The organism is Cupriavidus sp. UYPR2.512 (assembly GCF_000379565.1).
GTDB lineage: Bacteria > Pseudomonadota > Gammaproteobacteria > Burkholderiales > Burkholderiaceae > Cupriavidus.
This window is the reverse complement of the sequence record NZ_KB903103.1, coordinates 1-1,320: the sequence shown is the minus strand read 5'-3', so window position 1 is coordinate 1,320 and position 1,320 is coordinate 1. Positions and strand designations below refer to the sequence as shown.

Sequence of the window (1,320 nt, the reverse complement as noted above, 5' to 3'; positions counted from 1 at the left end):
ATCGTTTGTCCTCCAGAGGCATCACATCTTACCCGCGTCGCTTTGCGCACGCCAGGTCCACTTCGGGAAGTTATTTCTCACTCGTTCCTAAGCGCACGACCTCATTCAGACGCGGTGACGTCTTCGGTGGTTTCTTCTTGTTGAGAATGAATGCCGCGCGCCATTCATCGCGCTCGAACAACAGCCCTGCATCCAGGTCCGGGCAAGTTCGGCCCAGTCGCATCAACCGAGCGATGCGCCATGCCACCACCATGAACAGCGCCAAGGCACGCTCAAGCCGTGCCATCACGCCTCGACCCGAGAAGGGGATCACCTGATCCCAGGCGCGTCGCCAGGCTGCTGCGATCGGCGTGTACCGGCGGCCCCATTCCCCTTGCTCGAAGGCTCCCAACTCGGCCAGCGCCGCCTCGGCGCTGGGTGCCGTGTACAGCGCCGCAGCCGCGGCCCGGCGCTCCCATGCCCTTGAGGCCGTCGGTGACCGCAATCAGAATGTCCTGCGTGCCACGGGTCTTCAGGTCATTGAACACCTTCATCCAGAACTTGGCGCCTTCGGTGTTCTCGATCCACAGGCCCAGAATGTCGCGCGTGCCGTCTGGCAGCACGCCCAAGGCGAGGTAGACGGCCTTGTTGCGCACCACGCCGTCCTCGCGCATCTTGACCCGCAGCGCGTCGACGAACACCACCGGGTACATCGCCTCAAGCGGGCGAGCTTGCCAGGCGGTGACCTCGTCTATGACCGCATCGGTTACCGAGCTGATGACCTTCCAGCTGACGTATTCCAAACTGCCCCGGATCAGGTGCACGATGCAGGTCTGCAGCGTCGTGTGCGGGAACACGGCATTCAGGGCCTGTTCCTGGAGCATGTATGCCACGCAAAACCAAGACGAGCCAGGCCGCCGACCATCCCCGAGGACTTGATTGCCAATTTCGTAAAGGGCCCGATGACTGCGGAGGCGGTCCAGGACGCTTCGATGGCGTTCAAGAAGGCCCTGATCAAACGCGAGCTTTGGGCGCCGAGCGCCCGGCCGGCACGGCCAACCAGCGCAACGGCAAGAGCGCCAAGACGGTCCTGACGGACGACGGGCCTCTGCAGTTAGACATCCCGCGCGACCGCGACGGCAGCTTCGATCCGATCCTGATTCCCAAGCACGAGCGGCGCTTAACCGGGTTCGACGACAAGATCATCGCCATGTANGCCCGTGGCATGACCGTGCGCGCGATTCAGGCGTTCCTGGCCGAGCAGTACGGTACAGAGGTCTCGCCCGGAGTTCTGGACCTGTCAGAAATTTTGTGTTTAGGGCATAACATGTCACCAAGGAG

3 pseudogenes are annotated in these 1,320 nt (G+C 62.5%); 1 reads left to right on the top strand and 2 read right to left on the bottom strand.

From position 1 onward, the window contains the following. Nucleotides 1–88 precede the first annotated feature (88 nt). Nucleotides 89–280: pseudogene (locus tag A3A5_RS42055) on the bottom strand (IS4 family transposase); the annotation flags it as partial. Nucleotides 281–301: 21 nt separating this feature from the next. Further along, nucleotides 302–773, bottom strand: a pseudogene (locus A3A5_RS39170) (transposase); the annotation flags it as partial. 81 nt (nucleotides 774–854) lie between these two features. Between A3A5_RS39170 and A3A5_RS45060 the strand changes: the two are divergent. Beyond that, nucleotides 855–1,320 (top strand): annotated as a pseudogene (locus tag A3A5_RS45060) (transposase); the annotation flags it as partial.